The organism is Terasakiella sediminum, from assembly GCF_033100395.1.
GTDB lineage: Bacteria > Pseudomonadota > Alphaproteobacteria > Rhodospirillales > Terasakiellaceae > Terasakiella.
This window is the reverse complement of the sequence record NZ_JAWLVJ010000028.1, coordinates 1-3,250: the sequence shown is the minus strand read 5'-3', so window position 1 is coordinate 3,250 and position 3,250 is coordinate 1. Positions and strand designations below refer to the sequence as shown.

Below are 3,250 nucleotides of genomic sequence, written 5' to 3'. Positions count from 1 at the left end.
AAGCTTGCCCGCCTATTTGATGTTAACCCATGCCCCTCAAAAAGCACGATTTAGGTTTTAATTGTTCGGATTATTTTATCAAATTTCAGGCAGTTGCGGAAACAACAATACGGTTAGGGTTCATTAAATAACCCTATTTTCAAGCACTCTAATACCTTTCAAAATAAGCCATTGTTTTTAAAGGCCTAATTATGATGTTTTTAAGACAATCCAAAAAATATTTTTTCGACTGTTAATTAGATCACACAACCAAAACCACAAATAGAGCCACACGAGATGCGAATCTTTTCTTGACCCAACGTTAAGAAAATTTTCCGGCAAAAAATATACGGCTTAGGTAATATATCGCCAATTCCATTCAATCAGACTTATATAAAATTACACAGAAAATGGACCTATTCTCTCCAAATTCCCAACAGCAGCAGGTAGGAAACAACTTTTAAGACATATCAACAGGCCACAATATTTACGGCAAGACCACCTTGCGACGTTTCCTTATACTTGCTGCGCATGTCCAGTCCCGTCTGCCGCATGGTCTCGATCACCTTATCCAATGACACCAGATGCGTACCATCCCCACGAAGGGCAAGACGCGATGCATTAATGGCCTTCATCGCCCCCATGGTGTTACGTTCAATACAAGGAATTTGCACCAGTCCACCAACGGGATCGCAAGTTAGTCCAAGGTTATGTTCCATCCCGATTTCTGCTGCATTTTCAATCTGTTCATTGGTGCCGTTCAATGCGGCCGTCAAGCCGGCAGCCGCCATGGAACAGGCCACACCGACTTCCCCCTGACAGCCCACTTCTGCCCCAGAGATTGAAGCGCGTTTTTTATAGAGCACACCAATAGCACCAGCGGTTAACAAAAACCGTTCAATCCCGTCCTGATCCGCAGCCGGACAAAACCGTTCATAATAACGAAGAACTGCTGGAATGATGCCCGCCGCCCCATTGGTCGGGGCTGTCACGACGCGTCCGCCGGATGCATTTTCTTCATTTACCGCAAGGGCATAGAGGTTCACCCAATCCATCACGGTTAGCGGATCTTTCAAGCCCGCTTCTGGTCGTTCGGTCAATTCTATATAGAGGTCACGTGCGCGGCGTTTAACGTTGAATTCCCCAGGTAGGTACCCTTCCTGCTCATACCCTCGTTTAATACAGTCCATCATGGTGCGATGAATGTTGGACAGGAATTCTTTTGTTTCTTCTTCAGTACGCCAGGTCAGTTCATTCTCCATCATCATTTCCGCGATGGTTAGGCCTTTGTCTTTCCCCATTTCCAGCAGTTCGTCACCGGAGGTAAAGGGGTGCGGCAGAGTCACGTCATCGCCACTATATTCCGCGCGGTTATGCTCCCCTTTCACCACGATAAACCCACCCCCGACAGAGAAATATTCCTGTTGATGGATCAGGTCATCGTCTGCGTTAAACGCCGCAATCCGCATGGCATTTGGATGTTCCGGCATGACCTCATCATAGTTGAAGATCAGGTTATCATCTTCAACGAAAGCGACCGTGTGCTCCCCCGCCAAAACCAATTGGTTCTCCGTTCGAATTTTATTCAAAATTCCAGGAACGGCATCTGGGTCTACATTGCGGGGACGTTCCCCAGACAACCCCAACAGCACCGCATCGTGGGTCGCGTGCCCCTTCCCTGTCAGTGCGAGCGATCCAAACAGATCAATCCGCAATGATGCCGTATTGGCGAGGTCATCCGCCTTGATCAGATCCTGACAAAACAAATAGCCTGCACGCATCGGCCCGACCGTGTGGGAACTGCTCGGGCCAATACCGATACTGAAAAGATCAACAACACTGAGGTTTGTTTCTAGCTGCGCCTGACGTTCCTGGTCATTCATGAATGAGCACTCCTTACACGATTAGTCGTTTACGACCAAAATTAAGATGTGCCCCCTCTGTCCTTTGACCTGAGATTGTCCCCGTCCTGACTATCGCAAAAACGGGACTGACCTTCGGTGGGATGAAACCATCCACTCTCCAGAGCCTTAAACCATGTGCAGTACAGGTGCCTGAGAGATTATCGGGGCGATTGCTCCTTCGGCGCTGATTTCTACCATCAGCTCTCCCACACAGGTGTAAAAGGTTATGTAAAATTCAATATACTATAAATTTAGAAACAATATAGTAAATTTTTAGAGTGGATATAATTTAAATTATCTATTCTTCTTCGTTAAAACGGTTTTCGATGGCTTCGGCATTTTTACGCACCCGGGTCATTAATGTATAGAGCGTGGCGCGTTCATTTTCTGTCAGCCCCTCCAGCAATTCTTCTTCCAGGTTACGCACCTTGCCCACCAGATCCTGAAACACCAGATGCCCGGACCGTGTCAGTTGCAGGGCAACTTTGCGACGGTCATCTTCATCCACGCGGCGTTCCAGATAACCTGCCTTGGTTAACCCAGCAATCGCACGACTGACCTTGACCTTATCAATACTGGAACGTTTAACAATTTCCCCAGCAGACAAAGGTTGCTCATTCCCCAGAACGGCCATAGCCCGCCATTCTGACACCGTTAGATTATATTCTTTTTCATAAATGGTAGAGACCGACTGACTGACGGCGCGATAATAAATTCTGACCAGATAAGGAAAGAAATTTTCCAGCTGAAAAGAGTCTGAAGGCCCTTTATTCATTACATATTCCCGAAGTGATAATATTTAGTTTCATATATAACCATTTAAGAACACCCCCCGTGGAAGTGCAAGTTTTTTTATTTTTGAAAAAACTTTAAAAAAACAAAAATTAGGCCTTGCTAAGCACATACGGATTGGGCTATTACCCTCTCCACAATCTGAGGATGGCTGGCTGAGTGGTCGAAAGCGGCGGTCTTGAAAACCGTTGTACCGAGAGGTACCTGGGGTTCGAATCCCTAGCCATCCGCCATTAAAAACCCTGCGATTAAATTCGTGGGGTTTTTTATTTAGAAACAACCAGTTAGAGCAAGAATAACTCAAGAACGAAACTTGCCTACCATACAGACTTACCATACAGGTATACCACACACCTATAAAACCTGTCTATCTGGAGCTTTCTATGCAAGAGAAGATTGAAATTCCAAACCCAATTTCTGACAGAACTTTAGCGTACAAGAGAAATTGTCTGCTTATTTCAATGATTGTTTTCTCTGAATTACTCTTAGGTTCTGTTGACAAAGTGCTTTACCCAAACCCGAATTGATGTGACCTGAACGAAGCCGAGAAAGCTTAACATCGTTTTGTCATATCG

Annotated in this window: 2 protein-coding genes, 1 tRNA gene and 1 riboswitch; of the genes, 1 reads left to right on the top strand and 2 read right to left on the bottom strand. The window is 45.7% G+C overall.

What is annotated here, in order from left to right:
* Nucleotides 1-449: 449 nt before the first annotated feature.
* Nucleotides 450-1,862 (bottom strand): L-serine ammonia-lyase, encoded by a 1,413-nt coding sequence (locus RYZ26_RS17440; protein WP_317684532.1) that lies wholly within the window; start codon nucleotides 1,860-1,862, stop codon nucleotides 450-452.
* A 149-nt stretch (nucleotides 1,863-2,011) separates the two neighbouring features.
* Nucleotides 2,012-2,102: riboswitch (glycine riboswitch) on the bottom strand.
* Nucleotides 2,103-2,181: 79 nt separating this feature from the next.
* On the bottom strand, nucleotides 2,182-2,658 hold the full coding sequence (locus RYZ26_RS17435; RefSeq protein WP_317684531.1) for a MarR family winged helix-turn-helix transcriptional regulator: 477 nt from the start codon (nucleotides 2,656-2,658) through the stop codon (nucleotides 2,182-2,184).
* A gap of 162 nt (nucleotides 2,659-2,820) precedes the next feature.
* On the opposite strand from RYZ26_RS17435, the gene RYZ26_RS17430 reads away from it, so the two are divergent.
* Nucleotides 2,821-2,908 (top strand) — tRNA-Ser (locus RYZ26_RS17430).
* The last annotated feature ends 342 nt before the right edge of the window (nucleotides 2,909-3,250 follow it).

Coding starts and splice junctions, on each gene's coding strand:
- RYZ26_RS17440 (WP_317684532.1), bottom strand. CDS start 1,862: ATGAATGACCAGGAACGTCAGGCGCAGCTAGAAACAAACCTCAGTGTT.
- RYZ26_RS17435 (WP_317684531.1), bottom strand. CDS start 2,658: ATGAATAAAGGGCCTTCAGACTCTTTTCAGCTGGAAAATTTCTTTCCT.